Source organism: Colwellia sp. F1, assembly GCF_056238625.1.
This window is the reverse complement of sequence record NZ_JBWDLI010000014.1, coordinates 81,545-105,084: the sequence shown is the minus strand read 5'-3', so window position 1 is coordinate 105,084 and position 23,540 is coordinate 81,545. Positions and strand designations below refer to the sequence as shown.

18 protein-coding genes and 2 pseudogenes are annotated in these 23,540 nt (G+C 36.9%); 13 read left to right on the top strand and 7 right to left on the bottom strand.

From position 1 onward, the window contains the following. Nucleotides 1–618: 618 nt before the first annotated feature. The 4 genes and pseudogenes from AC0UA9_RS13715 to AC0UA9_RS13700 all read right to left on the bottom strand — a co-directional run bounded on the left by AC0UA9_RS13715 (nt 619) and on the right by AC0UA9_RS13700 (nt 4,541). A protein-coding gene (locus AC0UA9_RS13715) for an IS3 family transposase (protein WP_475660665.1) occupies nt 619–1,724 on the bottom strand; the annotation gives its coding sequence in 2 pieces (ribosomal slippage) (nt 619–1,475 and nt 1,475–1,724; 1,107 coding nt in all). Between the two features lie 99 nt (nt 1,725–1,823). After that, nucleotides 1,824–1,997: pseudogene (locus AC0UA9_RS13710) on the bottom strand (IS21 family transposase); the annotation flags it as partial. A 44-nt stretch (nt 1,998–2,041) separates the two neighbouring features. After that, nucleotides 2,042–3,376, bottom strand: coding sequence for an MFS transporter (locus AC0UA9_RS13705; RefSeq protein ID WP_475660664.1), 1,335 nt, complete (start codon nt 3,374–3,376; stop codon nt 2,042–2,044). 7 nt (nt 3,377–3,383) lie between these two features. Further along, the gene (locus AC0UA9_RS13700) at nt 3,384–4,541 is read right to left on the bottom strand and encodes an ROK family transcriptional regulator (RefSeq protein WP_475660663.1); all 1,158 of its coding nucleotides are present in this window, start codon (nt 4,539–4,541) and stop codon (nt 3,384–3,386) included. Nucleotides 4,542–4,871: 330 nt separating this feature from the next. Between AC0UA9_RS13700 and AC0UA9_RS13695 the strand changes: the two genes are divergently transcribed. From AC0UA9_RS13695 to AC0UA9_RS13640, 12 genes and pseudogenes are all read left to right on the top strand, one after another. Further along, nucleotides 4,872–7,487, top strand: coding sequence for a TonB-dependent receptor (locus AC0UA9_RS13695; RefSeq protein WP_475660662.1), 2,616 nt, complete (start codon nt 4,872–4,874; stop codon nt 7,485–7,487). A gap of 99 nt (nt 7,488–7,586) precedes the next feature. Further along, nucleotides 7,587–8,534 carry a glycerophosphodiester phosphodiesterase family protein gene (locus AC0UA9_RS13690; protein WP_475660661.1) on the top strand — a complete coding sequence of 316 codons (948 nt, stop codon included), beginning with the start codon at nt 7,587–7,589 and terminating at the stop codon, nt 8,532–8,534. Next, the gene (locus AC0UA9_RS13685; protein WP_475660660.1) at nt 8,534–9,880 is read left to right on the top strand and encodes an MFS transporter; all 1,347 of its coding nucleotides are present in this window, start codon (nt 8,534–8,536) and stop codon (nt 9,878–9,880) included. The genes AC0UA9_RS13690 and AC0UA9_RS13685 overlap by 1 nt, the downstream gene beginning before the upstream one ends. 26 nt (nt 9,881–9,906) lie before the next feature. Continuing rightward, complete coding sequence (locus tag AC0UA9_RS13680) at nt 9,907–10,782, top strand: endonuclease/exonuclease/phosphatase family protein (protein WP_475660659.1); 876 nt, start codon at nt 9,907–9,909, stop codon at nt 10,780–10,782. 48 nt (nt 10,783–10,830) lie between these two features. Next, nucleotides 10,831–11,433 (top strand): HAD family hydrolase, encoded by a 603-nt coding sequence (locus tag AC0UA9_RS13675; RefSeq protein WP_475660658.1) that lies wholly within the window; start codon nt 10,831–10,833, stop codon nt 11,431–11,433. An 82-nt stretch (nt 11,434–11,515) separates the two neighbouring features. Next, nucleotides 11,516–12,234 (top strand): annotated as a pseudogene (locus tag AC0UA9_RS13670) (SDR family oxidoreductase). Nucleotides 12,235–12,396: 162 nt separating this feature from the next. Further along, nucleotides 12,397–13,959 carry a sodium/sugar symporter gene (locus tag AC0UA9_RS13665; RefSeq protein ID WP_475660657.1) on the top strand — a complete coding sequence of 521 codons (1,563 nt, stop codon included), beginning with the start codon at nt 12,397–12,399 and terminating at the stop codon, nt 13,957–13,959. 1,465 nt (nt 13,960–15,424) lie between these two features. Beyond that, a complete protein-coding gene (locus tag AC0UA9_RS13660; protein ID WP_475660656.1) occupies nt 15,425–15,952 on the top strand; it encodes a hypothetical protein in 528 nt (175 codons plus the stop codon). 161 nt (nt 15,953–16,113) lie between these two features. Continuing rightward, nucleotides 16,114–16,344 carry a hypothetical protein gene (locus AC0UA9_RS13655; protein WP_475660655.1) on the top strand — a complete coding sequence of 77 codons (231 nt, stop codon included), beginning with the start codon at nt 16,114–16,116 and terminating at the stop codon, nt 16,342–16,344. Beyond that, the gene (locus tag AC0UA9_RS13650) at nt 16,302–18,695 is read left to right on the top strand and encodes an intermembrane phospholipid transport protein YdbH family protein (RefSeq protein ID WP_475660654.1); all 2,394 of its coding nucleotides are present in this window, start codon (nt 16,302–16,304) and stop codon (nt 18,693–18,695) included. The genes AC0UA9_RS13655 and AC0UA9_RS13650 overlap by 43 nt, the downstream gene beginning before the upstream one ends. Nucleotides 18,696–18,704: 9 nt before the next feature. Further along, complete coding sequence (locus tag AC0UA9_RS13645) at nt 18,705–18,887, top strand: YnbE family lipoprotein (RefSeq protein ID WP_475660653.1); 183 nt, start codon at nt 18,705–18,707, stop codon at nt 18,885–18,887. Nucleotides 18,888–18,896: 9 nt separating this feature from the next. Continuing rightward, entirely contained in the window at nt 18,897–19,250 is a 354-nt protein-coding gene (locus tag AC0UA9_RS13640; protein ID WP_475660652.1) for a YdbL family probable chaperone protein, read from the top strand. 163 nt (nt 19,251–19,413) lie between these two features. On the opposite strand, the gene AC0UA9_RS13635 is transcribed toward AC0UA9_RS13640, so the two are convergent. Then, nucleotides 19,414–20,457 carry a methionine synthase gene (locus AC0UA9_RS13635; protein WP_475660651.1) on the bottom strand — a complete coding sequence of 348 codons (1,044 nt, stop codon included), beginning with the start codon at nt 20,455–20,457 and terminating at the stop codon, nt 19,414–19,416. Nucleotides 20,458–20,550: 93 nt separating this feature from the next. Next, entirely contained in the window at nt 20,551–21,525 is a 975-nt protein-coding gene (locus tag AC0UA9_RS13630) for a DUF1852 domain-containing protein (protein ID WP_475660650.1), read from the bottom strand. A gap of 520 nt (nt 21,526–22,045) precedes the next feature. Here AC0UA9_RS13630 and AC0UA9_RS13625 point away from each other — a divergent pair. Further along, complete coding sequence (locus AC0UA9_RS13625; protein ID WP_475660649.1) at nt 22,046–22,237, top strand: DUF3185 family protein; 192 nt, start codon at nt 22,046–22,048, stop codon at nt 22,235–22,237. Between the two features lie 98 nt (nt 22,238–22,335). Here AC0UA9_RS13625 and AC0UA9_RS13620 read toward each other — a convergent pair whose 3' ends face one another. Next, nucleotides 22,336–23,451, bottom strand: coding sequence for a PQQ-dependent sugar dehydrogenase (locus tag AC0UA9_RS13620; protein WP_475660648.1), 1,116 nt, complete (start codon nt 23,449–23,451; stop codon nt 22,336–22,338). Nucleotides 23,452–23,540 lie beyond the last annotated feature (89 nt).

Here is a 23,540-nt window from a genome sequence, read left to right as displayed (position 1 = left end):
TAAAAATTATGTTATGTTTATACATGCTAGCCTCCAGTTTTAGTTGTTTAACACACTAATTATGGCTCTGGTTTTACTAACCCACGAATTTGGAGGCTAGCACCTCGTGGGGAGTCATTATGTCTATGTTTATGAGGAGTGTGTGTTGAAAGAAGTCTGGATTAGAATATTGCTCTACAGTATTTCTATAGCTTATTTATCATATGATCATGCTACCGGGACAACTTATTTATTCTCACTTGGGCTTATTAGTTTTTTCCTTTTTTGTGCAGTTATTTCATTGCTTTCAAAATGCTCAAAATATATTTTTTTGAAATTTAGAAATAGGGAACGGTCAAAATTTCAATTTATCTCTCCGGTATACCTTTTATTACTTTCAAGTTGTGGTTTTTTTATTTGTACAAAATTTAACCAGGACACTCGCTTATAAAACATTAAAATAAAACAAGTTAAATAGCGACTCAAAACAAATACAACAATTGCTTATCATCGCTAATTCAAATTATTTTACAAATCATAATATAAAGCGGTGAAATTCGCTTTTATAGACCCTTTTAGACATGCGAAAAAGTCAAACGTGATATTGACAAGTGGTAATCCCCCCATTTTTAATGAAGATCAGTAGTAGACGCTTTTCTCTGTGTTAGTTTTTAGTTTCTGGATTGGTGTTATACCACCAATTCCCATATTAGGTCGCTCATGGTTATAAGTCCATAACCATTGTGTTGCTCTGTCTTGTAACTCCTCAATATCTCGATAAATATAATGACTCAACCAGTCATACCTTACCGTTCGATTAAAACGTTCAATATACGCATTTTGCTGAGGATTACCTGGCTGAATGAAGCATAACTCAATGTCATGTTTTTTAGCCCAAGCCGCAAGCTTGTGACTAATATATTCAGGCCCATTATCAGAGCGAATGCGGTTAGGTTTACCACGCCATTCGATTATTCTATCAAGTGATTGGATCACACGCTCTGCGGGTAAGGATATATCAGCATCAATGGCCAAGCCCTCACGGTTAAAATCATCGATCACATTAAACAGTCTGCAACTTCTCCCATCAGATAGTTGGTCGTGCATAAAATCCATTGACCAGCATTCGTTAACGGCTTCTGGAACGCTTAATGGCTCAGGTACTTCACGTTTCAATCGCTTATTGGGTTTAATCCTCATATTCAGTTCAAGCTCACGATAGATACGATATACACGTTTATGGTTCCACGGATAACCTTTCACATTCCGCAAGTATAAAAAGCATAACCCGAATCCCCAATTACGTTGGTTTTGCACTAAACCTAACAGCAAATCGGCGATAAGTTTATTATCACCATTGAGTTTAGGCTGATAGCGATAACAGGTTTCACTAATCGAAAAGGTACGGCATGCAAGACTAATACTGATCTGATGGCATTGAATTGCTTCTTTAGCCATCATTTTGCGCTCAGAAGCTTTTACCACTTTTTTGCCATAGCTTCCGTAATAATTTCAGCTTTCAAACGTTCTTCAGCGTACATCTTTTTTAAGCGACGGTTTTCATCTTCTAGCTCTTTCATTCTTGTTATCAATGAGGCGTCCATACCACCATATTTAGTGCGCCATTTATAGAATGAGGAGTTACTCATACCATGTTCACGGCATAATTCGGGAATAGGTACACCATTTTCGGCTTGCTTTAAAATGGCTAATATTTGGCTGTCAGTAAAATGTGCTTTTTTCATAAAATTCTCCTGCGTTAAAGCATACGAGAAAATTCTACTTTTGACTTCTATTATTTTTCGGGGGGATTACCAACACGCTCACCCGTGTAAATATGTGAGACTGAGTAAGCGTTTTAGCTCATGGTTCAAGTTCGCCAAGGTATGGAGCACTTGATGACGGATCCGCATCAATATCCAGCGTTCTACAATGAGTACCGCATTTTCCGCTTTGGCTTTATCTTTCGGTTTATAAGGTCTAGCGGGCATCACTGCGGTATTGTAGTGGCGAGCTAACTAAAAACAGTTAGGGTTACATTTAATGTAAGTCAATTCGCGCTCTAACACTCACTTTGCCTAATCTTATGATGTTGTAATATAATTAGGCCAATTAATGAACCTATCATTGGAATCGCTACTAGTGTGATAAAAGCTGATTTCATTGCCATAACAGATTGATCTTGAGTGATGACGACTTGATCATCGATGATGGTTAAGCCATAAAAAACGAGTATCCAACCAACTAACGCTTGTGATATACAAATAAATAGCTTATTTACAAAAGTAAAAAGGCCAATTACACTGATATCAAAACGTTGATTAAAGTGTCTTTCTCCGTGATCAATTGCATCGGGTAATATTGACCAATTGAGCATGTAAATGCCGCCGATGGAAAAACCAGCCAGTCCACCAACTAGGTAAAATACTCTCACATTCTCGATAAATAACATGGCTAATAACATCGCTAAAATTAATGTGATATTGGCAAGTGATAATGCTGAAGATTTATAGGTAAGTTTATTACTTAATTTTGACCAAAATAATAAAGACAATGTTTGGCATACAGCCATAATGGTCAATACGGTAGTCGCGTATGTTTCGTTACCTAAACCATACTTTGCATAGTACAAAAAGCTTGAGCCTAATATTGGTGTGGTTAATGAAGTAACAGCGCTTAACGCAAACACAATGCTTAGTTGTCTGTTTAAAAAAATACTTTTGATGATATCAATAAACTTGTTTTGTTGATTTTTACCCGACTGGAAAGATATTTTTTTGATGGATAGCAAAGTAACGATGATAAAAATAATATAAATAATGGCACAGCCCATAGCAACTTCAATAAACCGTTTATCTGTTTCGATGTTACTATTTTCTTGTAATAAATAGGCTGAAAATAACATTACTGTAATACGTCCAGCTGAACTGAAAAAGATCCGCATGCTGGCTATATTGGTCCTCTCTCGACTATCTTTTGTTAATAATGACATCAGGCTATTATGTGGTACATCAACAATTGAATAAAAAGTACGAAATAGTATTAATGCTATTAATATATAACCATTACGCCATTCGGAAGAAACTTGTGAAGAAAAAAATATCGCCACTAATGACAAGGCAGTAAGTGGTGTTGCAATGATAAAGGATAAACGAATAACTTTGTTTCTATTGGGTTGTTGTTCAATAACATAGGCAATCAAAGGATCTGATAGTGCATCCCACATCAGAGATAACATGATCAGTGTGCCAGCAATATGAGCAGGAATACCGATGACTTCGGTGCAATAGAAAAGGGCAAATACCTCGAAAAATGTTGAGATAACACTTTTACCGCAATTACCTGAGGCGTAACCTAAATAGGTCTTATTTTTTTTTGATATTAGTTGGCTTAACATTAATGAATTAAAGCGAAAAAAAATGAATAAAAGGCAGTAATGCTGCGCCAATGGCCGTTGCGTCACCCCGAGTTTCAGCAGGTACTATTTTAGCCATAGCTCTAGCTACGTTTCTGCGTTTTTGATCATATAAATTAATGCTAGGTATTACTTGTTCAGCTAAAGCTTTAGGTAATAACCCTCCTAAAACAACGGCATCTATATCAAGAATAGCAGTAGCGTTTGATGAGATTAATGATAATGAATCCCGTACCCTAGTGATCCAATCATTAACACCGGGCCATTGAGGATTAAAGTTTGCAACTAATTCGTTAACTGTTTCAAAAGCAGGACCATCTTTAGCGACTTGTTGACGTAATAATTCTAAGTTTGGGAAAGGGTAAATGTTAGGTGGCAAACCGCCGGCAAACTCACCGGCATTACCATGTTTTCCTCGCCAGAGTTCGCCATTGAGTACTACACCACCACCAACCCCCTTTGCCAGATATAAATAAACAAAGCTATTAGCCCATTTCCCCACACCAACCATGCTTTCACCTAGTGCGGCGGTGTTACCATCATTGTCTACCCAAACAGGTATACCCAATTTTTCTGATAATACATCCTCAACATCGATTAATGCCCATTCATCTAGCTCAAAGGGGGTGTTAAAACTAACGGAGCCTTGAGAATTAATAAAAGAACCCGATATACCTACGCCCATACCGCAAATTTTTCTTGGCTCAATGTTAAATTCATTGGATAAAGTTGTAATAACCTCACTGAACCAGCTTACTACTTTTTCAACTTCCATTGATGAAAACGTTTGCGAACACTCTTTCAATACACTGCCAGAAAAGTCCATTATCGCCAATGAAGCGTAATTAGCTGAGATAGAGGCGCCAAAGGAATAGGCATATTGTGGTATTACTTTAATCGCTTTGCTTGGAATGCCTCTCTTTCCTCCCGGAATTCGCTCACCGATCTGGATCATTCCTCGTTTGTCCAAACTGCCAATCATTCGGGAAATGGATTGTTGGGTAACATCCATTAAGTTTGTTAAGTCAGATTGAGTTAAAAACTTTTTCCGAAAAACTAACTTGATTAACTCCGATTCACTCTTAGTGAGTGTGGTGAAATTATTTTTTAGTCTTTCTTCAGCTTTTACACGTAGTTGGGGTTTCATTTACCAATGCTCTTATTTTAATTGATCAAGTAAAATATACACATAAAGTGTGCAAATGTGAATTATATTTTAATTGACACACATTAAGTGTGGATCTTATTGTGATAATGATCTATATTTTAACAAAGTCAACTCATAATGTGTTAACTGTTGTGGTTTATTACTTTTATTGTGTTGTAAAGTAGTAAAGGATTTATGAGTTTGATTTTAGTTATGAAATGAATAAAACAAATGCACTTTGAAGTGGAAATGCACAAAAATTATTAAAATATCTGTACAAGTGCAGTTCATTGGATAAAACATTACAAAAAATGATTTGGAGAAAATAGAATGAAATTATTAACAAAATCCAAGCTAGCAGTGGCTATATCATTGTCGCTGTATTCATTAGCTGGGATTTCGGCGGAAACGACGAAAAAGGCAGCTGAAGAAGAGTCAGTTGAAACAATTATTGTCACAGGGGTACGAGGTAGTATCACTCGTGGTATAACAGCCAAACGATTTAGTAATAGCGTAGTTGATGTTTTATCGGCAGAAAGTGTCGGTGATTTTCCTGACTTAAATATAGCAGAAGCGTTGCAACGCATATCTGGTGTTACCATCAATAGAGTAGAAGGTGAAGGTTCGCAAGTAACTGTTCGTGGTTTAGCTCCTGAATTTACCCGAGTGACATTAAATGGTCAGACGGTCACATCAGGTGGTGGGCGAGAAGTTGATTTAGATATTTTTGCATCTGAACTTTTCAATGAAGTAACGTTGCGTAAATCGCCGGAAGCTAAAATAACGGAAGGTGGTTTAGCTGCAACTATTGATATGAGAACAGCTCGTCCTTTCGATGATGAAGGTTTTCATCTTGTTGGTTCTTTGAAAGGTGCTTATAACGACTTGGCTGAAGAATTAAATCCAAAAGGAACTATTGTTGTTAGTAATACTTGGGATGATTTTGGTGTTCTATTTTCAGCATCATATGCAGAGCAAGATTTAAGAGCAGATTCGGCAGAAAATAACCGTTGGTTATTGCGTGATTTTAGTGGTGTCACTGATGGAAAGTTTGGAAAATTAGAATACCCTGGTTTACCACGTTCTATTATAGAATTAAGATATAAAGAGCGTTTAGGGCTTACAGGAGCATTTCAATATAGACCAAATAGCGATTTGGATATCAATGTTGATTTAGCATACGCCTCTTTAACTGAATTTCGCTCAAGATTTTCTATTGACGGTTTGACTTTGGAAAGTGGTATCGTTCCTGTGTCTGTCGAGACTGTAACGAATGACCCTTTGCTTATTTCAAAAGCTACATTTGATAATGTGCCTAGTCGTACTGAAAATGTATTTGATGACATTGAAGATGATTTGTTTATTGCTAATTTTGAACTGAATTACTATTTAGGAGATGGTTGGGCGCTTGCTACTAAAGCAGGCTATTCAAAATCAGAAAATGTACAAGATTTGTTTCGAGTGCTTTATTCATTTACAGGTCGATTTAGCTTTGAAGAAGTATCTTCAGGTGGAGCAAACTTCCCTACTTTTTCTAGTGTAGGTAGTGACTTTACCAACTTTAATGATTACGATTTTAACCAATCACGTTTTATTGATGTATTTGTTGAAGATGAAGAAGTTTCAGCTCAAGTTGACCTTACTAAAGAGTTATCTGGTGATTTCTTTAGTACTGTTTCTTTTGGTGTTAGATATTCTAATCGTGATAATACTACACTCGAACTAGATGAGCGTATTAGTAATAGTGCAGAATTAAACCCACCACCATTATCTGATTTGGGTGTTCAAAATCCTTATGGTTATTTTGAAAGTCAAAATAACTCAGCTATTGTGCGTGATTGGATAGTTATTCCATTTGATAAATTTAATAAAGACAGCAATATTTTTCCAGCAGGTTTTGTTCCTAAACAAGACTTTCCTGCATCTTTTGGTGTAGAAGAATCAACATGGGCAGGTTATGTACAAGCTGATTTCGATGACAGCGATAGACTTCGTGGTAATGTAGGTATTCGTGTAGTTAATACTAAGCAAACTTCTTCTGGTTTTACTATTACAGCAGGTCAAGCAATACCTTTAGATGTTGATCAATCATACACTGAAGTATTACCAAGTCTTAATGTGGTATATGATCTTGATGAAGATTTATTAGCACGTTTCTCTGCATCACGGGCAATGACTAGACCATCATTGCAACAATTAGCGCCAAGCCAACAGGTTGCTCCTACTACATTAAGAGCTTCGTTAGGTAATCCTGAGTTAGACCCTTTTGTTGTTAACCAAGCTGACATTGGCTTGGAATGGTATTTTGCCGAAGAGTCGATGCTATCTGCAATATTCTTTTATAAAGATATTGAAAGTTTCATTACGACAACATCGACAACAGGGAAGCTTGATTTACCACCAGGAATATTGAATGATTCAGGAGAAGATGTTCAAAATGAAACCTTTGAAATTCGCAAGCCTAGTAATGGTGATGGAGCTTCAGTAAAAGGTTTTGAATTGGTTTATCAACAACCTTTTACCTTTCTACCTGAACCTTTTGATGGTTTAGGGGTTTCTGCAAATTATACTTATTCAGACAGTGACGCTGAGATCAATTTTGACGGTGTAGTTAAAAAAGAATCATTTCCAGGGCAATCAAAAAGTTCTTATAGCTTAGTTACTTATTATGAAAAAGATGCCTTTAGTCTACGTTTTGCTTACTCATGGCGCGATTCCTATTTAAGTAGTGTACGTGGTGGCAGCAGACGTAATGATTATGTCGATGAATATGGTCAGTTAGATATGTCTGCTAAGTATGATGTGACTGACAAACTAACCGTTTCTTTTGACATATTAAATTTACTTGAAGAAGAAACGTATAAGTATGCAGGTAATACTGCGCGTGGTAATGAGTACAAAGAAACAGGTCGTTTCTTCTTTTTAGGCGCTAAGTATACGTTCTAATGAGAAGTTAATATTCCTCATTTAAGAGTGAGTATGCTTTTGTTTAATTGGAGGGGAGCCATTCCCCTCCATTTTTAATATAAAATATAGGAAAAAATAATGTGTTTTTCTTCATGCATCAACAAAATTCATTATGTATTTATTAGCGTTATTTTTTTAATCACTGCTTGCTCAAGCCCTGCAACGGATGAAAAAAATATACACCTTTCCACTATTGCTAAACTCAAAGAAAATTTAGAGCATACAACAGGTGACGTAATAGTTATTGCTCATAGAGCTTGTTGGCGTTTAGCACCTGAAAACTCACTTAAAGCTATTGAAGAATGCATTCGTATCGGCGTCGATATGGTTGAAATTGATGTGCGTAGGACTAAAGATGGTCATTTAGTGATCATTCATGATAAAGAAGTAGACCGTACAACTAATGGTACTGGTCTTGTTGCTGAAATGACCCTTGCAGAATTACAGCAGCTAAAACTTAAAGAAGGAAAAGGAGGAAACAACGCGGAAGTGACCAGCACTCAAATTCCAACTTTAGCGGAAGCATTATCTCTTACTAAAAACCGAATTTTGGTAAATCTAGACGCAAAAGCAGAAGTGCGAGATCAATCTTACTTAATAGCAAAAGAATTAGGCGTTAGCGATCAAATCATTATCAAGATGAAGTTAACCTCACCAGAAGGCGCTGGCTTAGAGCAAAATAGTTTTTTTAATAATACTCATTTTATGCCAATTATTGCTGAGCAAAATGGTGAGATGAAAGAACAAATTGCTAGTTTTAAAGATATAAATAGCATTGCTTTTGAAATTATTTATAAAACTGAAAAGCAGTTAAAAGAAGCATGTCAACAGGCTTTAACTCAAAATTCCCGTTGTTGGGTTAATACCTTATGGGAAAGTTTAAGCCCCGGACATAGTGATGAAGTCAGTATTACCGATCCAGATAAGCATTGGGGGCATTTAATGAGACTGGGTGTAAATATGTTTCAAACAGACAGACCAGAAGAGTTAATTCACTATTTATCTACTAAAAAATCGAGTTTCTGATGATTGAAACACTATTCGGCTTTTATCAAAAAAGCCAACATGCGCCTGAGCGTGATGTTCATGATGCTGATGTTAAGAGTGAATTAAAGCGAAAAAAATGGTTAGTATTTTTAACCATTACGTTTGGTTACGCCTTTTATTATGTGTGTCGGCTAAGCTTCAGTGTCGCTAAAAAGTCTATGGTTGATGCTGGCGTATTCGATGCCTCTGAAGTGGGCATTATCGGTTCAGCGTTGTTCTTCAGCTATGCCATCGGTAAGTTATCTAATGGTATGCTGGCCGATAGAGTGAATGTACGTAAGTTTATGTTCACGGGCTTATTTTTATCCGGCGTTATCAATATCTTTTTAGGTTATACCACTTTATTTTGGTTCTTTGTTTTACTTTGGACGTTAAATGGTTGGATGCAATCAATAGGCGCTCCATCAAGTGTTGTCTCTATTTCTCATTGGTTTGGCGGCAAAGAACGCGGCACTTATTATGGCATGTGGAGCAGTAGCCATAATATTGGCGAAGCAATAACCTTTGTCTTAATTGCGGTGATTATTAGCAATTATGGTTGGGAATACGGATTTCGTGTTTCCGGTGTTATTTGTATTTTAATGTCATTTGTTATTTGGAAGTATTTATTCGAACGGCCTGAAGTGTATGGTTTGCCAAGCGTCATTCATCCACATGTGAATTCAGATGAACCTAACCAAAAAAAACAAAGTTTAAGCGCCGCACAATGGCAAGTATTCAAAAAGCCTTCTCTATGGATTTTAGCGTTATCGAGCGCATTCTTTTATGTCACACGGTATGCGGTAAATAGCTGGGGAATTTTCTTTCTGGAAGCTGAAAAAGGCTATAGCACTATTGAAGCCAGCTTTATTATTTCAGCCAGTGCAATCGCCGGTATTTTCGGTACATTTTTTTCAGGTATTCTCTCTGATAAATTGTTTAGTGGACGGCGTAATGTACCCGCACTTATCTTTGGTGTTATTTATACATTATCGGTTGCGTTATTTGTGTTAGCGCCAGCCAACCTTTATATCGATATGCTCAGTATGGTGTTATTTGGTACTGCGCTTGGGGTATTACTAGTGTATTTAGGTGGCTTGATGGCAGTAGATATTTGTTCAAAAGAAACCTCAGGTACGGCGTTAGGTATTATTGGTATTGCCAGTTATTTAGGTGCTGGTATTCAGGATGTTATTAGTGGTTATTTAATTGAAGATAGTAAAGTCATGGTTAATAATATTTCCGTTTATAATTTTGATTTAGTTGGTTATTTATGGATAGGATCTGCCCTAGTTTCAACCTTTCTGGCAACGTTAATTTGGAACGCTCATTCGCCCGATGATTGAGCTAATTGTTTTATAGGTAAGTAATAATGATATTAAAATTAAGTGTTTCCATTTTATTATTAATGAACACGTTTATATTTTCGGCAAATGCACAATCTACAGCCGTAGATTCATTTAATGTACTCAGTTTTAATATTCGGTATAACACGGTTAAAGATGGTGATAATGCATGGCCATATCGTAAGCAACATGTATCAAGCTTAATTGAATTTCATCAAGCAGAAATCGTTGGTTTACAGGAAGCAAGATTAAATCAACTTGTTGATTTAAAAACAGCTTTGCCGAAATATGATTGGTATGGTTTAGCGCGTGATGATGGTAAAAGTAACTCTAAAGGAGAGTATGCAGCTATTTTATATCGCAAAGATAGAATGGTACTAAATAAGCAAGGCACATTTTGGTGTTCGACTACGCCTGAAGTACCTTCAAAGGATTGGGATTCAAAATACAGACGTAATATCAACTGGGGGCATTTTACGCGTAATGATGGTAAGAGTTTTTATTTTTTCAATACCCATTTTGATCATAAAGGAAAAGTAGCGCAGGCAGAGTGCGCAAAAATATTACGTCAGAAAATCGATGGAATTGCAGGTAAATCACCTGTAATTGTTACTGGTGATTTTAATAGTGAACCCAACCAGCTTGGTTATAAAAATTTAATTGATAATCAGTTGTATCAAGCCAAATTATTTGATGCGTCTAAAACAACAGAACTTAAACCTTATGGTCCTATTTTTACTGCGGTGGGTTTTGATATCATGTCAAAAGGGGGGCATACCATAGATTATATTTTAACCACTAAAGGTTTTGCGGTGAAACGATTTGGTGTGCTAACGGATTCTATTAAAGGGAGTTTACCCTCAGATCATTACCCGTTATTAATAGATGTTGAATTACATTAGTTTAGCATTGTCAATAGGCCTAATTATGAATTTACTATGAGAATATAAATGACAATTAAACAAGTTGTTTTTGATTTTGGTGCGGTGTTAGTGGAATGGAACCCTAAAGCTATCTCTGCTATGCATACAGACGATATCACTCTACGTGCGATAATTGAGCGAGATGTTCTTGGGCACCCTGATTGGTTAGCGTTGGACAGAGGGGATTTTACAGAACAAGAGTCGAGTGAAATTATTGCAGCAAGAACAGGATTAACACCTGACTCTGTGTTGGCTATTTTTGATACTGTACGCCGTTCTTTTATTCCTTTGCCGCATACTGTGGATGTGCTGCAACAGCTGATGGAAAATGGCGTGACTTGTTATGGTTTGTCTAATATGTCAAAAGAAAATTATCAGTATTTGAAAAAAACCTTTAGTTTTTTTAACTGTTTAGCTGACGTCATTATCTCGGGACATGAAAATGTAATTAAACCTGACAGAGCAATTTTTGAATTACTCTGTCAGCGATTTAATTTAACTCCCACTGAAACTTTATTTATTGATGATATGACGAATAACTGCCAAGCAGCTGAAGCGTTTGGTATTAAGACAATACAATTTGATCGCGAGCAGTTTACTTATCAAAGTGTTGATGATTTTTTGGAATAAAACTATTTAACGAAAAACAGCTAGTTAAAGCAATAACTATTTAATATTAAGAAAACGCATTGGATTGTGCATAGGATGCCATATGTTCGAATATTTCAAAGATAAAAACATTATTATTACTGGCGCTACGTCAGGTATCGGTAAAGCACTTACAAAAAAACTATCATCGTTTGGCGCTAACATTGCTTTTTGTGGGCGCTCTAGTGAAAAATGCAAAATTTATCTGCTAGTTTAGTTACAACAGGAGGTAAAAGTTACCACCAAGCATTTGATATTACAGAGCATTCATATATTTCAGACTTTGTTTTAAATGCAATTTGTCAGCTAGGTCACATTGATATTCTTATAAATTGTGCAGGTATTAATTCTTCAAGAGCTGATGTTAAAGATATCAATATCGAAGACCTAGAATGGATGTTAAAAGTTAATTTAGTAGCTCCATGTGTTTTTATGCAAGAAGCATATAATAAATCAATGAAAGAAAGACAAAAAGGCATGATTATAAATGTAATGTCAACGGTTTGTTCGTTTTCAAACGAGGGTATTGGCGCTTACACTACGACAAAAGTAGGCTTGGATGCTCTTTCTAAAGTGCTTAGAAAAGAAGTTAGAGATAAAGGTGTAAAGGTGTGTGCTATTTATCCAGGAGGTGTGGACACACCTTTCAGGGAAAGTGAACGACCTGAATATCTTCATGTAGATAGTGTTGTTAATTCAATTTTACACATGGTTTGTCAAGATGAAAACTCATGTATTGATGAGCTAACAATCCGGCCGATGACAGAAAAAAATTATTCTTAAATCGTTGATGTTTTTTGTGGAAGTTGCATTTCATATTTGTCTGTATTCTTGCTACAACACTGCTGTAATGACGTTTTCTTCTCAATATTTAATTCCTACGGATTCTCCTCTATAGGCATGTAAAATAACTAATTTAAATCAACAGTATTAACCGGAGCCACCATGAATTTATCGATACTTGACATCTCTGTCTTTGTCTTTTATGTCCTTGCCTTGATTGGCATCGCCTATTGGGTATCACGAGAAAAAGCAGGTCATGAAAAAAATGCTAATGATTATTTTTTGGCGGGTAATAGCTTACCTTGGTGGGCGGTTGGTGCTTCATTGATTGCAGCGAATATTTCCGCAGAGCAAATTATTGGTATGTCTGGCTCAGGCTATAAAATTGGATTGGCTATCGCTTCTTATGAATGGATGGCTGCTATTACTTTGATGATTGTGGGTAAGTATTTTCTGCCTGTATTTTTAAATCGTAAAATTTACACCATGCCGCAGTTTTTAGAACAACGTTTTGACCACAGAGTACGCACCATTATGGCGGTGTTCTGGTTAGGCGTTTATGTATTAGTCAACTTAACCGCTATTTTATGGTTAGGCGCATTAGCCATTAATACTATTACCGGCATTGATATGATGTACAGCATGATGTTCTTAGGCTTATTTTCAGTGGCTTACTCATTATATGGCGGTTTAAAAGCGGTTGCTTTTACTGACATTATTCAAGTGGTCTTGTTAGTTTTTGGTGGTTTATTTTTGTCCTATATTGCTCTTGATTTAATTGGTCAAGATCAAGGGATTATTCAGGGTTTTAACACCTTAATGACTCAAGCCCCTGAAAAGTTTGACATGATTTTATCGCCAGAAAGCGAGCATTATGCCGACTTACCGGGTATTTCAGTATTAGTCGGTGGTATGTGGGTGATGAACTTATCTTACTGGGGCTTTAATCAATATATTATTCAACGGACTTTAGCGGCTAAAAATTTAAGAGAAGCACAAAAAGGTATTGCCTTTGCTGCTTTCTTAAAATTACTAATGCCGATTATTGTAGTATTACCGGGTATTGCTGCGGTGCTACTTGTTCCTGATTTAGCTAAACCTGACCAAGCTTATCCTGAGCTAATGAACTTAATGCCGAGTGGTTTAAAGGGCTTAGTGTTTGCGGCATTAGTTGCGGCTATTGTTTCTTCTCTCGCTTCAATGACCAACAGTATCGCTAGCATTTTTACCATAGATTTATACAAAAAAGCAGGCCAAGAGAAAAGTGAGCAGCATTACGTTACTGTCGGTCGTATTGTTAGTTTTACCGCATTAGTTATTGCGATGTTAGTAGCTAAACCCTTACTGGGGCAATTTGACCAAGCATTTCAATACATTCAAGAATTCACCGGCTTTTTCACCCCCGGTATTGTGGTGTTATTTTTCTTAGGAATGTTTTGGAAAAAAACTACTGCTAATGGCGGTTTAGCGGCGGCAGTAGGCTCTGCGATATTATCCTTTAGCTTTAAACTACTTTGGCCTGAATTACCTTTCATGGACCGAGTTGGTTTAGTGTTTTTGCTGTGTATGGCACTGGCTATTATCGTGTCGCTTTTTGAGAACAAAAGTCATCACAAAAATGCGGTTGATTTAAAAGGTATCGATTTTTCTACTTCAACTAGTTTTAGTCTTTCCATGGTTGGGGTGTCGTCAATCCTGATCGGCTTTTATAGTACTTGGTGGTGAGGCTGAACACATATTCTCTGATGTGAACATTCCTCCTGGGCAGAACAAGGGGACGCAATAACAATAGAACCTTCATCATGTACTGATGGGGATTGTAATATAGTTCAGAGTGATCCGTAAGATAATGCTGAATGAAATAATAGTAGCGAAATCGATAACGTTCTACGGCTCATTCGTTGCTCCTTTTATTAAGTGGGTGCAACTTTAGAGTGAAATATTAGTTAGGGGAACGTGCTAATCGCCGGACGCTTACGTTTTAGAGAGATTAAGGTTAAGTTTAATTTTATTTATATTCATTAGACGTAAATTCAGTGTATTTCATTTTATTCGTGAAGATATTTGAAGATCAAATTATTTTAAATAAAATTTTCATAAAAAGTAAAGTGAATTATTATTCTCTTTATGTGAGTTTATATTTATTGTACATGTGTGTAAGGTTACAGTGGCATTGATAATGTATAGGTTTATCAATGCTTTATAAGTTCCATTTTAGGTTTTTTAACCCTGTAATCTGCCAAGGATTATTTTTATATTATTCAGTTGTTTATGGTTGTTAAAGGCTTATTTGGTTTATTAGATTTAACGTAGTATCTATCTATTAACGTCTCACTACGTGAGTTTTATTTCGTTCAATTTGTTTTGTTGATATTAGGTCGTAAATGAAGAGTGTAGTATTGTTTCTCGCAAGTCTTATAGATAGTCGATGAGACGGCAACCCCTGAGTATGCGTATTGAAACAAGTGACTTCTGTTGCTTCAAAAGTCTTGTTATAAGCATCGAATGTTTTCGCTCAAATATTCGTAAGCAACAGAAGCATATTCCACCTATTAATGGGTTAGGTAAACTGATTAATTAATGGAACGGAGTAACTATAAACAAATCAATCAGGACAAAAAACAGTTAGCTGTTTTCGTTCCTTAACATTTTAGTCAACAATTTTTTGCCCATTATTTGGTCGTTAGGGCTTTTAATCAAACTTAGTGTATTATCTCTGATTTGTGATTAAGCATAATTATTTACATAATTAGGGGTTAACCCAACCAATTTTTCATAATTTTCATAATTTTCAGGTGCACTAAGTCCTTTGCCCCCCAACTTGTAGACATCTTGAATAATTCTGATTGCTCATCAGGGCTAATTTGGACGAGTGTCCTCATTAAGCTCTCCTCATTAAGCTCTTAAGGCTCTTCAATAGCTAATAGCGCTAGAAAAATTCTGGCCTTAAGCATAGTAAAGACACCATTTTTTACCAATATTTCACTCTTAAATTACACCTTTATAACTTATCACTCAGTAACGTAACCTGTTCTAAATTAATAGTTTTATTCGTAAGGTAATTAGGTATTATTAAGACGTAAAAATATTTTACATTACAATGTATTGATTATAATAAAAAAGGGAAATACCAGTGAAAAAATTATTAATAATAACTTTAATGCTAATGATAAGTGGGTGCGCAAGTATCATGAGTGTAGAGCAAGCAGCACCAGAATTGGATAAACCGTTAACCGAAAAGTTAGCGATTGCGGTAATTGATCATCGACCTTATGTTGTGAGCGGCAATAAAGCATCTAGCTTTGAAGGGCTAAGTCGAAGTACTATTGGCATTCCATTTTCTCGTTATACCTATGATAGAAAATCAATGTCTATGTTTCTTACTAATCGTCTAACGGCTGGGTTTTCAAAGTTAGGTGTTGATGTGTCAACAATTGAAACCACACCAGCAACCACGGTCAATGATATAAAGGCAACAGAAAGAAAAACTATTATCGTTATTCTTAATGAGTGGAAGTATGACTATCACGCTTTTTCTGACAGCTCATGGTATGATTTTGATGTTGTCATTAAAGACGCCAATAATAAAACCTTAATCAAGAAAAATTTTGTCGGCGAACAAGATGTCCCTAGCCTGCATGTTAATGATATACAGCTTCTCTATAAAGCCAGGTTCGAATTAGCTTTTTCAGACTCAGAAGTAAGAGCGGCTCTCTAAAGCACTGGCTTTTTGATGCTTAATTATTACACGCATAACAAATAAGCATAGGTGTCGCGTAGTCGGCACCTACTGCAAGGTTAAAAAAGTCGAGCGCCTACTGTACTATTTACCCAAAAAGTTCAGCTAAAAAATTAAAACAGGGAGTTTAGGTGCAATTTTTGAAAATTATTTTTATTGCTGTTATCGCTATCATTATAGCGCTGTGTATTGCACTAGTGATAAGCTATAACGCCCGTGTTACCTTAGTAAATAATATCGTCAAAGCGCAATTAAGCGACTACCAAGTTGAAATAACCTGTGTAGATTTTCATTTATCGAGCGATCTGACCATGATTGTTGATAATCTTTGCTTAAAAAGCCCAAAAGCCCAAAAGCCACTATTGATATAAAAGCATTAACGGCACATTGGCAACTTTTACCTGTACCCAAAGTAACAGCTATTAAGGCAAACTGGGTCTCTGTTAAGGGCATAGCCCCTTTGTTAGAAAACAACGCCCCAGCGGTAAATACGGATAAGCCATTATCGCTAACCGCTTACGTGAACAATATAACGCGGCTACAACTCCCACTAGACATTGATGTTAAGCAGTTTACTTACTTGCCTTATCAGTCACCTAGCAATACAAATACTCATGTTAATAAAAGTGGTGTTGAGGCAACTACATACCAAGGTAGTTTTAGCGCGATAAATAACCATTTATATTTTTCAATGCAAAATGCGACAAAGCAAGCGCTAATCCAAGCTGAATTAGCGGTTAACGACGCAAGCTTTACCCTGGCATTAACCACTAACCTAGCATCATTAAAAGAGTTTATTCATCTTCATCAATTACCTAGTACAGCAGCATTTCAAAATGTTTTAGCTTCGACTGATATTACGGGTAATTTGACTACTGTTATTGATTACAATGCTAAAGCTGCTGCACTGACTATCGACAATAAAATACCTGATTTAGCCATAAGCTCGCCAAATGGTATTAATCATAGTGGTGCTTTGGCCTTATTGGGAATACTGGATTTTAAAGCAACCTTACCTTTAGCGGCCAATAACCCAGTAATGTCATTAACCTTGCCCGACAAAAATACACTAACACTTGAATACGACCAACCCCACCTAGTAAGCCTATTAGAGCAAAGGAAGGTTTCTGCAGCAGTTATTTCATTATTCAAAGATAACCCAGTAAAACAGTTAACAATCACGCCAAGCAAAAATGCCACACTACAACTTAATGCGCAGCAACTCACTGTAACTGGTATCAACTTAAGCGCAAAAAATGACGCTAAAGACAGTGAGCCTATTCATCAGATAGCGTTAACGGATATAGCCCTTAGTTTACCTTTGAGCACAGATGGCAGTTTTAATACCTTTTCTATAAACCAATTTAACATTGAAAGCTCGCTGAAATTGCCTAGCCTTACGCCATTTACCGCTGAGCCTACCACTATTTATTTAACGGGGTCGGTCACAAAAGATAAGCAGCAAACCACCGTTAATTTATTTGAGCAATCGTCTTTACTCATCAAAAACATTAACCTACCTGAACAGCAAGGTAGTAAAAAAGCCACCTCCCCTTTATTGGCTATAAAAACAGTGAAAACTAAGCTACATGGCAACGTGTTATTACAAGGAGAAAATAAAGCCGCAGTAGACTTAACGGTTAATAGCCATGCAGAGCAACTTAGCATGCCACAAATAATGCAACTTAAAACATTATCTGTTTTAAGCCATGTTAGCGGCGACTTAGACAATATTGCGATTAATGCAATAGCAAGTGCTGACCAAGTCCCCTTAGGTAAGCTAAATATTAGTGGTTCCCTACAGTCACCCAAAGTGCAAGTTTTTGCCACTAAATTACCGCTTACTGACTTACTAGCACTGAATATTAAACTGCCAATTGAAGTCGCACTTATTGACGGCAGCTTAGATTATAAAGTGTCTGGGCAATTAACCGATCTAAACAACGTCGCAAATAACCGATTAACTGCGGAGGTTGCAGTAACATCACTCAGTGGTGATATAGACGGTATTTGGCTGCAAGCGCTAAATTGGCAGCAACACTTTGCTATTTTTAAGGATGAAATAACAACATTACCCAACACAACAAAAAATTTAACGATTGCGTTAATTGACGGCCCTATCCCTATTACTGATTTTTCAAGCCAACTTAGTTTCACTTATCAAGACAATATTACAATGTCTGCCAGTATGCTTAAAGCCAATGCTTTAGGGGGGAGTTTTTCAATACCTAAAATACAATGGCCGTTACAGCAAGACCATTCAGTTGACGTTCAGCTAAACAGTGTAAACTTAGAACAAGTTCTCGCCTTAGACAAAAAACAAGGTATTGTAGTCACTGGTAATATTTCTGGACAACTCCCCATTTTCTTTGATGGCGAAAGATTTATTATTGAACAAGGTAAGCTCTACAACATTACTGATGGTTTAATACAAGTCATTGACAACCCAGCAGTAGAGGAATTAAAAGCGAGCAATGCACAATTACAACTCGCTTTTGATGCGTTGCAAAACTTACACTACCATCAACTGTCTTCTGCAGTGTCAATGACAGACGATGGTTACATGTTTTTAGAAACCGTGATAAAAGGGCGTAACCCTGATATTGATAACGATGTAAATTTGAACTTAAATTTACATTACGACTTACTCGGTTTACTTGAGTCATTATCAATAACTGAACGATTTGAAAAAGGTATTATTAAAGGTTTACAAACACATTAAGGAATATTTATGTATAAAATACTAACGCTGGTGTTAGCTATTTTTATTTTTACCGGCTGTACTCATAGGGTTGAAGTGAGCGCTAAAGAGCCAATTACAATCAATTTAAATTTAAAAATTGATCATGAAATAAAGGTAAAAGTAGATAAAGAATTAGATGACATATTTAGTGACGAAAGCGATATATTTTAGGGAGAACTGATGAATAAGCTAACGAATAGATTACCAAGAAAATTGTTAAAAAAGTTCAGCTATGCCGTTGTAGTGTCTACAATGGCCTTCTCTGCATGGGCTTTATCACTTGATGACGCAAAACAACAAGGCCTTGTTGGTGAAATGCAAAATGGTTATGTAGGGGTAGTAGTCGCTAGTGCTGAGGCAAAAAGCTTAGCTGCGAGCATTAATAAAAAGCGTAAAAGCATTTATATGGATTTAGCACGCAAGAATAACATAACGATGCAACAAGTGACGGCTTTAGCGGGTGCAAAGGCGATCAAAAAAACCCAGCCTGGCCATTTTGTTCAAAACGCAGCAGGTCAGTGGGTTAAAAAATAAATATTACCTTAGTGACTAATATTACTGATTAGTGATATAGCTTAAATAAAAGAGGCTCTAAGCTTTAAAAAGCCAGAGCCTAACTATTCATTTGTCTAACGTTATTTAGGTTAATTGTTTTCCAATATCTACTTAGTACAATAAAGGTTAATGAAGAGACATGCTAAACGCTAAGTTCTCTTCGCACTATGTCTGCTCCCGCACTTAGGGCATTTAATTTACCCCTTGCTACATGGCGAGCTAAAGGAGCCATACCACAGTTAGTACATGGATAGAGTTTGTCGGCATCAACATACTTAAGCGCTTCTCGTAACGTATTGGCAACTTCTTCTGGCGTTTCAATGGTATCACTTGCAACATCTATAGCGCCTACCATCACTTTTTTGCCTTTAATAAGCGCAAGTAACTCAATTGGCACGTGAGAATTGTGGCATTCTAGTGAGATAATATCGATAGAAGATTGTTGCAGTTTAGGAAAAGCTTCTTCGTATTGTCGCCATTCTGATCCTAAGGTCTTTTTCCAATCGGTATTAGCTTTTATGCCATAACCATAACAAATATGTACCGCTGTTTCACACTCTAGCCCTTCTATTGCTCGCTCTAAACAGGCAATGCCCCATTCATTAACGTCATCAAAAAACACATTAAAAGCTGGCTCGTCAAATTGAATAATATCAACACCTGCTGCTGCTAACTCTTTGGCTTCTTGGTTTAATATTTTGGCAAATTCCCAAGCGAGTTTTTCGCGGCTTTTGTAATGGTCATCATACAGCGTATCTATCATTGTCATAGGGCCTGGCAAAGCCCATTTTATCGGTTGCTTTGTTTGCTGGCGTAAAAACTTGGCATCTTCAACAAAAACAGACTGTTGGCGAGAAACAGGGCCAACAACGGTCGGTACACTTGCCTCATAGCGATCACGAATTTTAACGGTTTTACGTTGCTCAAAGTCAACGCCGTTAAGGTGCTCAATAAAGGTGGTTACAAAGTGCTGCCGGGTTTGTTCGCCATCACTCACAATGTCAATGCCTGCTTGTTGTTGACTTTGTAATGCTAAACGTAAGGCATCTTGCTTACCCTCGGTTAACTCATCGCCTTGTAACTTCCATGGAGACCAGAGTGTTTCAGGTTGTGCAAGCCAAGCAGGTTTAGGCAAACTGCCGGCAGTTGACGTAGGTAATAATTTATTGTTAATCAGTTCTGTCATAATTAGTTTTCTTAATCAATTTTATTCAGCAAGTTTTAATAAAGCGTGCCGTCTCTGTAAAATGTTCAGCAAAGTAATGAGCGAATATCAGGGTTAAGCGTAGCTGGCAGACCACTGTTCAAGCACTGCTTGGTAGGGTTTAATAAAGTTTTCTTCAGTAAACTTGCCTTGCTCACTCGCTAACCGGCTTCGCTCTTCTCGGTCATATACAATTTGCGTTAATGAATGGTCTCCACTCTTTAAGCTAGGCTGATAAGCCTTTCCTGCAGTCGCATTAGCGTTATAAATTTCAGGACGATAAATTTTTTGGAATGTTTCCATGGTACAAATAGTACTTATCAGCTCAAGGTTAGTGTAGTCGTTAAGCAAATCACCAAAGAAGTAAAAAGCCAAAGGCGCAACACTGTTTGGCGGCATAAAATAGCGCACCTGCAAACCCATTTTTTTGAAGTATTGCTCTGTTAAAGACGATTCATTAGGCTGATATTCCACGCCTAATACCGGGTGCTGATTTTCTGTGCGGTGATAAGTTTTGTTATCTGAGACACTCAGGCATATTACGGGTAGCTTTTTAAAGTTTTGTTTGTAAATATTCGAATTTACAAAATACTGAAAGAGCTTACCATGCAGTTCACCAAAGTTAGCTGGGATGCTAAATTTAGGCTGGTTCTTATTGTGCTCTAATAATAATACGCTAAAGTCATAATCTCGCACATAAGAAGAGAAATTATTACCAACAATACCTTCAATACGTTTGTTAGTGTGGTGGTCAACAATATTTGTTTTCAATATCTCTATTGAGGGAAAGCTTTCACCGCTGCCTTTAATATCGAGCTCAACCGAAATAATTTCAAGTTCAACAGCGTAGCGATCTCCTTCGGGGTTATCCCAGTGCGCTAAGGCATTAAAACGATTATCAATCATCTTCAACGCATTGCGTAAGTTCGCTTGACGGTACTTACCTCTGGCCAAATTGGCAAAGTTAGTGGTAATACGCGTATTGTCTGAAGGCTGATAGCTTTCATCAAGAGAAGTGCTTTTAAGCGTAAAAGTGAAGTCTTTGTTCATCGTGATCCTGTATCCTATTTTCTATTTTCTATTTTCTATTTTCGAAGGTAAAACCTAAATTTATTTCTACTTTTTGCTAAACTCACAAGCGCGTTTGCCCGGTTAATGGGCTTCGCTGGTATTTTCTTTGATAAATATTTAAGCGAACTTATTGGCATATGTTTAGCGGTAGCAACTCGGTGTAATTTATACGTTGTTAACCTAGCGATTAACAGCGCATTTATTTCACATACCACATGAGAGAATTTCATAGCCTTTGCTTTTCAATCACTTAGGGCATTCTCCCCCTGTTTTTTCGCTGAACAATGCCATGCTATTTATAGCGCCCAGATTCACTCCTAATGTACGTTAAGTATCCCTCTCAATGCATAGCGCTGAATTGGACAATAGTTAATAGAATTAATATTATTAAACAGAGGCGTTTTCGTAGAGGAAATGATCACAAAATACGTATAATGATCTAATGCCATAGATGGTCTAAGCTAAAGGTACTCTTTACTGAATAAGGTTGAACTGAAATATGAATAATAAAATTATTGGCATTGTACTTATTGTTGCTGGTGCTGCTTTAGCTGTGTGGGGCTATAATATTTATGATGCCGCGAGCGCACAAGTAAGTCGCGCCTTAAGTGGTGACACCCCAATAGAGGCATGGGCAGGTATGGTTGGGGGTGCTATTGCGGTGTTAGTCGGTATTACCAAGTTAAAATAAGGTTCAGGTAAGCCATATGCAGCTTTGTTGTATTCAGTGGCTTACCTGCTGTTATCACATGTACAAGGTAGCAATTTACCTACTCAGGTAAACACCCATTAAGGGAGCAAGCGATAAATGCCTTTACCGTCAATGCCTAAATAAATATAGCCATCACTTCCTTGAATAACATTTCGAACCCTGCCCTGAATATCACTGAGTAGTTTGGTTTGTTTTACTACCTGGTTATTTTTAATGTCTACTAACACAAGGTGGTTAAATTTCATTGATCCCAGTAACACTTTTCCTTGCCAGTGTGGGTATTTATCACTGTCAATAAAGGCCATGCCTGACGGCGCAATAGATGGGTCCCAGTAAAGCTTGGGTTGTTCCATCCCTGCTTTTTCAGTGATATCAGTAAATTGGCTATTATTATAGTTAACACCATAACTGATCACCGGCCAGCCATAGTTGTTACCCGCTTCAATGAAATTAATCTCGTCTCCTCCTTTTGGTCCATGCTCATGAGACCATATTTGCCCGGTATTACCCAGTTTAATAAGCCCTTGAGGATTACGGTGACCATACGAATAAATCGCTTTTTTTGCCGTTTTATTGCTAACAAAAGGGTTATCAGCAGGAATAGTGCCGTCAAGATGTAGGCGATAAATTTTCCCCCCATCTCGAGTTATGTCTTGTGGATTAACATCTCGATTGCCTCGATCACCAATAGAGAAATAAATATAGTCAGCAGTTATCACTATTCGGCTACCATAGTGTGACCCTTTGTTAGTGTTTTCTTCCCCTTTATATAAAACCTTTTGCTCGATGAGCCGATTATTTTTTGTGTCTAACTTAGCTTGCATCAATGCCGTATTGCTGCCACTGCCTTTGCCTTCGGGGCTAGCATAAGTAAAAAATATCACCTGGTTGTTTACAAAGTTAGGATGCAAAGCGATATCAAGTAAGCCTCCTTGATTATTCACATGTATCTTAGGTAAGCCGGTAATTTCAATGGCCGCTTTCTTTTCGCTTAGTAAAAATAATGTCCCCGAACGTTCAGTCGCTAACATGCGCCCATCAGGTAGTTGCACCATACCCCAAGGAATACTTAACGCTGACCACATTAATTTTGTTTGATAGTTTTTTTTATCTTCATGTAAAGGAATGGAGTGTTGCGCTTGCGCTTTATTTAATACAAACACACTCAATACAATTGCTAGCAAATATTTCATACTATTCCTTATAATTTAACCGAGACTATTAACAATACACTTTGATATACACTTGTGCTTAACGACTCATTTAATTCAGTATAGAACGC